A 6,159-nucleotide genomic window follows, 5' to 3' on the forward strand; every position below is an offset into this window, starting at 1 on the left:
AATAAATCCATTAGAGTCGAAAACTCTTGTATCCTTGGAATGGATATACATTTTAAGCAGGAGCTTTATTTTTTTCGTTTCTTCTATACGGTCAGGCATTCCATATGCTTTTGTAATTCGTGAAACCATGGAATAGCTTCTTGTTTCTTAAGTATCTTCATTATTCTCCTTTTTTTATGAAAGTAGAAATCATAAACTTTACTTTGAAAAGATGATCTTCTTTATGGGGAAAAGGGGGTCCTACATTCATCCCCTTAATCATAACCATTCTTAGTTCCTTTGTTAGTAAAGTGATTTAGACCCTTTCTTTAGACCCTTTAATAACTTTTTTGCCGAAAGCCTTGGTATGACTGATTCGAATCTATCAGGGGAAAGAAGAGCATCATTTAGTTATCCACAGCATGTTAGGCACTATTCACAGTATAAAGAGTTCAATGCACACCCGGATGAAGGGTGTCTACAGTCAGGGAAAAGCTAATTCACAGAACAACTTCAAAATTATCAGTCCTCAAAATCAGAAAAAGGGAGGGAGGCAGCTACATAAGGGAATAGGTATTGGAGTGGAATGGAGAAAGGAATTTTTATGCATGACAAAAAACACTCGCCCAAAAGCCAGTGTTTCTGTTAGCCATATTTTATCCTAATTTTTCATATGATCTTTTTGGATAGCAAAATAGGATCGTATAGCTTCTTTTTTCTGTTTCAATATATCTAGGACGGATTCGTTATTATTTACATTTTGGTACATCGTAATATGTTTCTCAAGTTGTTCGTATGTATGCTTTTTAAGTGAGTTGAGGTAATCGGAAATAGACTGATCCTTTTTTAGAATTCGCTTTTTTCCACGTATAGACTTTTGATCAGTATCTTCTGTACCTACTATGACAGAATTCACGCGTGAGATCACCCAATCTTCGCACCATATGCTTAGTGTTCTATGAATCTTAGACGCCTTGTCATGCTTCACACGGATCATTTCAATATGCTCATTCACTTCTATATAATCCACATTTCTCGCTAAAGATCCCTCCGAAATTCCGCGGTGCAAGTGTTCACGCTCCATTAAGTTTTTAATACAGGCAGCCTGGTGTGCATACGTGGCCAATTGTTCCAGTGCTTCATTATAAACGATTGTACTAAAATAAGCGGAAGCCTGTTTTGGATCGGCTAATAAATGCTTTTTGCTAGACAGGACTTTACCGAATTTTTTAAGTGAAGTGCTATACACAAATCGAGCCAGTTTTAACAAATCATCTTTTATAGGTCCATGTGCAGCTTTAAGAAACGAACGGTAGATATATTTTCCGACCCGTTCTAGCTCCATACAGACTTTATCTTCTATATATTCAAGGCATCCCGCTTCATAAATTGTTTTCCGTACCAACATCCTCTCCGTACGATTTTCAAGATAATCCTTCAACATTCCTTCTTTGAAAGAAGCTAAAATGATTTCTTTCCGTGTGAAAACGGAGCTGGCAATAGTGAAGGTTACCATGTCGCCTAATGTTTGGTTAACCGTTTCCATGGCATCAAGTACATCCTGTCTTTTGAAAAGGGAACATTCTGAATGGACAATTTCATCGTAGTGCAGTGAGACTTCTTCAGATTTATTGACAGACATATTGAATGCTGCCATGAGCACGAGTCTCTTGGAGGGCAGGGATAGGCTTCGGAAGGCATTACTATAGAAGAAACGGTATTTTTTACAGTATCGGTCCTTTTTACTGTTGAAGCTGAGACTGCCTGTCGGCCCGAGATTGAATTTATATTTTGTTATCTCCTGTTGAATGGGAAGGAAGATTTTTCGGCCGCAGCCAACTTGTGGGGATGAAAATTTCTTGATGATCTTTTTCAGATATTTTTCAGTCGTTCCAATTCCTTTAGCCATTTTGTGGAGGGGACTCTGAATCACACCATCCCAATCCATATGAAGGAGGGAATATAAACATGTGTCGAACTCCTTGGAGGATACATGGCGAACTAAATATCGGTAGGTTTCTTCATAAATCATTGTTTTCGGCTCCTTTTTTTCACAAGTCAAAGGCTATTTTGCTTTCACAGTCTATATAAACTTTTAAAAGGAAAAAGTAGCATGTCTTTAAAAATAAAATGGAGGCAAAGAAAACGATACCTAAAATGAATTTAGTGAATGTAGATATTATGGAAGCTTAACAATTGGAAAGGCAGCTGCAGCCAGTAAAGAAATAGTAAGTGCGCATACAGATGGGCAACATACCATATGCTTCTTAGGGGATAGAATAAATGCTAATGTAAAAACATTCATTACCCATAAATTATGAGGTTTTTGTGTATGTACATATCATTCTTTTATGTTCATGAAGATTAGAAAACTTGGTCCAGTTCCAAGCTGGGCTTATCATTTTGAATTATATTTAGGTACACGAAATAAATTATTCGCTTATTGTATCTTTTTTTAGTAAACTGGCAATAACTATTAGGATTAGAAGGTGAAGGAAAATGAGGGAAACCTTAGTGGGTGAGCAGGTAAGAGGTTCTGATAAAATATGGACACGTGACTTTATCATGATTTGTTTGGCAAATCTGTGTATTTTCATGGGTTTCCAAATGACGATGCCGACCATCCCGCTGTTTGTTGAGCAGCTTGGAGGGGACGATCGCCTAGTAGGGGCTGTCCTAGGGATTTTTACATTTTCCGCTCTGCTTGTTCGGCCAATTGCCGGAAAATTATTGGAAACGAAAGGAAGACGTATTGTTTTTCTTATCGGGTTAGCCATTTTCGCTATATCCGTGGGTTCCTTCGGTTTTATGGGGAGCATCGGATTGTTATTTTTAATGCGGATTGTACAGGGAGTCGGCTGGGGTTTTTCTTCAACAGCTTCAGGCACCATCGCCTCTGACATAATTCCGGCCAAACGCCGTGGCGAAGGGATGGGGTATTACGGATTATCGGGCAATCTAGCACTCGCATTCGGTCCATCACTGGGGCTTTTGCTAGTTACAGTCCTTCCATTTCAAGAGCTGTTTCTGATTTGTTCTTTGTTAGGATTGTTTGCTGTAATGATGGGATCGATGATTCGATATCAAAAAGTGGAAATAAATCCGTTAACTGCTGTGGCTGCAAAGAGGTTTGATATTTATGAGAAAAGTGCCCTGCAGCCATCTCTGCTTATTTTCTTTATTTCCGTTACATTTGGTGGAATCGCAACTTTCCTGCCACTTTATACAGCTGAAAAAGGTGTGAGTGGAATTCAGTGGTACTTCTTGCTTTATGCAATGGCTCTCATGGTCACGAGATTATTCTCTGGCCGATTATATGACAGAAGAGGCCACCGGGCAATCTTTGTGCCATCAACAGTGCTCATCATGACAGGTATGCTCCTGTTAGCTTGGATGCCAAGTGAAGCGGTACTATATATAGCTGCGGTGCTTTATGGATTTGGATTCGGTTCAGTTCAGCCGGCCTTGCAGGCATGGTCGATTGAAAAAACAGCACCCAATCGTAAAGCGATGGCAAATGCCACTTATTTCTCATTTTTCGACCTTGGAGTTGGTATAGGAGCTATTGTTTTCGGACAGATTGGTTACCTTTTCGGCTATCGGAGTATCTATATCACAGCAGCTGTCTCGATTTTCATTTCGATTATAGTTTATATTTGGATTGTTAGAAGTGAGGGTAAGTTAAAAATAGTATAGAAATTTTGGATGACTCCATTGAGGGTTATCTTTTTTTTGTAGCAAAGTTTGCCCGATTGAATGGAAATGGTTTGGTAGATTTAAGGGGTTATCCGACTTGGATACTAAATATATAAAAAATGGAAAAACTTTGTTATTATCTAAAAGAGATTATACATACGATAATATAAGGTCTAAGTGAAGGAAGGAAGGGGAATCTTTGGATGGATGATTCTTCAAATGAAGAAATGACATTAGAAAGAAGGAAGCAGATTTTCCAAGAAGAGCTTGAAGTTTTATGGGAAAGGCGGCTCATCCCAAAAACAGAATATATACGGATTAGCAGGGCGTATGATCGGCATTTTCAAAGAGCCCTTTATAAACAAAAACAATTAGATAATGAAAAAAAGCAAGCTAGTCCCAAAGCAGAGACAATATTGAAAAGTGAGGCAGCTGAGAAGAAGGTTCAAGATAACCTCGTTAAAGATGAAGAATCACATCAAGAAGGAGTACAAGGGATACCTATATTTGACGAATCAATAATGAATGATAAGAAGGTTTCGGATGTCCCTAACGAACCAGTTATAGTAGAAAGACCTGAACTGGTCATCGCGAGCATCCCTGAAAGGAAACCTGCTAATCAACAGCGGGTAATCAAGCAGGAGAAGCCTGTTCAGCCAATAAAGCCAAAGAGAACACCCGAGCAAATCCGGGAACGGAATATCTCTGTCGTCCTGCTCACGGGGGTAATTTTACTTCTATTTGGAGGTTTAATTTTGGCAACCTCATCATGGGGTAATTTGAATGCGGTTCTGAAGGTGTTTTTCATAGGAATGGTATCCGTCGTTTTCGCGGGAATGGCCTTTATCGCCTGGAAGCTGAAAATTAAGCAGACGGCTTTTGCTTTCCTGACGCTTGCAGGATTATTTATTCCAATTACGATTTTATCAGCTTCATATTATCAGATATTTGGAGAGTACTTATCGCTTAATGGTGAAGGGCGGGCTCTACTTGGTTTTCTTGGAGGATTACTTTGCTTTGGCATATATTTCAAGATTGCTGATTACTTTAAGTCGAAAATATTCATTATCATATCCATATTAACGTTTGCTGTTACCTGTTACTTCGGTTTTGCTTTTGCGACTCCAACGATTGAGTGGATGTTTTTGACGGTTAGTGTCCTTAATCTATTGCTTTTATGGAATGTTGAACAGTTGAAAAATAGGAATAAATTAGTGTTATTCAAACCGTTCATTTTTCAATTCATCCTGTTTAAAATCATTGTGGAAACCTTTGTTATTTTGACATTATTTTCAAGTAACCTGGTTTATTCGATATCATTGATTGTCATTTCTGTTTTGTTTTTAATTTTTGCAGTCAAATTTCAAAAGAAATATTATGAAATTGCTTTTAGTGCTATCTTCACTTACGGATATATCCATTTTGTTTATAATTCATTTTTCAATGAATTCATGGTCATTGCTTTTGCACTTGTGCCAATCATTTTTATGGCGCTATCGACTTATATGGCTAAAGCAAAGGAGCCTAAGTTATCCAAGAACTTTATGTTTACCAGTTTGATTGAGAGTGGAATCGTTTTTTTATATATAAATGCGATGGTTTATCAGGAAAACTATGCGCAAATTTTTGTTGCGCTTATGATACTATCTGCTCAGTTTGTCTATGTTTCACTTCAATCGAAAAATACGAGCTTCACGTATCCAGCTGTTGTTGTTTTTAATTTAGCATTTGTATATCTTTGCTTTGCTTTTCAATTCTCGTTTACTACTGTTTTAAATCTAATATTCGTGCTTCAGGTTTTCAAGTATATTGGGCTGTATTTATATAATCGCCACCCAAGCTACAGCCTATTTAAGCAAAGTGTCTTATTTATCTCTCCAATGATAATGGTGGGGGTATTAACTAGTAAATTGATTGATATGGATTGGCTTGCTGTTAGTGCAGCTCTCGTCCTGATTTCTGGACTTTTCTTTATTACCTATGTAAAAGATGATACAAAATCTATGATGGAAACAGCCGTATATGGATTTCCGATTTCTTTCGTATTAGCGTTGGTTGCCTTCTATCCATATTTGTTGGAAGGTAGCGTTTGGGTCAGTTCAAATATCACTGTCAGCCTTTATTCAATGGGGACAGCACTGATTTCAATCGGAGCGGCCTACGCTTTAAAGAGTAGATTTCCAATATTCTTTCCTGTCTTTATCTATAGTGGACAGATTCTTTCCTTCCTTGCTTTTATACTGATTCCATACAGTGAGTTGAATCCAATGGGTGTAACGGGTTTAATTACTATGGCGACTGCAATAAACGTATGGTCTGTTCATGTACACCGGAAACATATATTCTGGCTGCCCGTCATTATTACAAGTGCCAGCCTATATGGTTCACTTTACGATGTTTTTGATTTTAACCAGGTGATATTTAAGATTGGTTTCGCGTTGTTTGGTCCTTTTATCTTTTTCATTGTAGGAGAATGGCTTGGGA

At 37.9% G+C, this 6,159-nt stretch carries 3 protein-coding genes; 2 read left to right on the forward strand and 1 reads right to left on the reverse strand.

Annotated features, from left to right (window positions below; all coding sequences use genetic code 11):
- Positions 1 to 640: 640 nt before the first annotated feature.
- Positions 641 to 2,011 (reverse strand): hypothetical protein, encoded by a 1,371-nt coding sequence (locus tag AC1DUW_RS18950; RefSeq protein ID WP_477643193.1) that lies wholly within the window; start codon positions 2,009 to 2,011, stop codon positions 641 to 643.
- Between the two features lie 467 nt (positions 2,012 to 2,478).
- On the opposite strand from AC1DUW_RS18950, the gene AC1DUW_RS18955 reads away from it, so the two are divergent.
- Together AC1DUW_RS18955 and AC1DUW_RS18960 are read left to right on the forward strand one after the other, a co-directional pair.
- The gene (locus AC1DUW_RS18955) at positions 2,479 to 3,675 is read left to right on the forward strand and encodes an MFS transporter (protein WP_053344458.1); all 1,197 of its coding nucleotides are present in this window, start codon (positions 2,479 to 2,481) and stop codon (positions 3,673 to 3,675) included.
- A 203-nt stretch (positions 3,676 to 3,878) separates the two neighbouring features.
- On the forward strand, positions 3,879 to 6,159 hold a 2,281-nt coding region (locus AC1DUW_RS18960; protein ID WP_477643194.1), incomplete at its 3' end, for a hypothetical protein.

This window comes from Peribacillus sp. P4_C12 (genome assembly GCF_056402095.1).

Excerpts from the sequence above, each read along its gene's own strand:
- AC1DUW_RS18950 (WP_477643193.1), bottom strand. The coding sequence starts at position 2,011 with ATGATTTATGAAGAAACCTACCGATATTTAGTTCGCCATGTATCCTCC.
- AC1DUW_RS18955 (WP_053344458.1), top strand. The coding sequence starts at position 2,479 with ATGAGGGAAACCTTAGTGGGTGAGCAGGTAAGAGGTTCTGATAAAATA.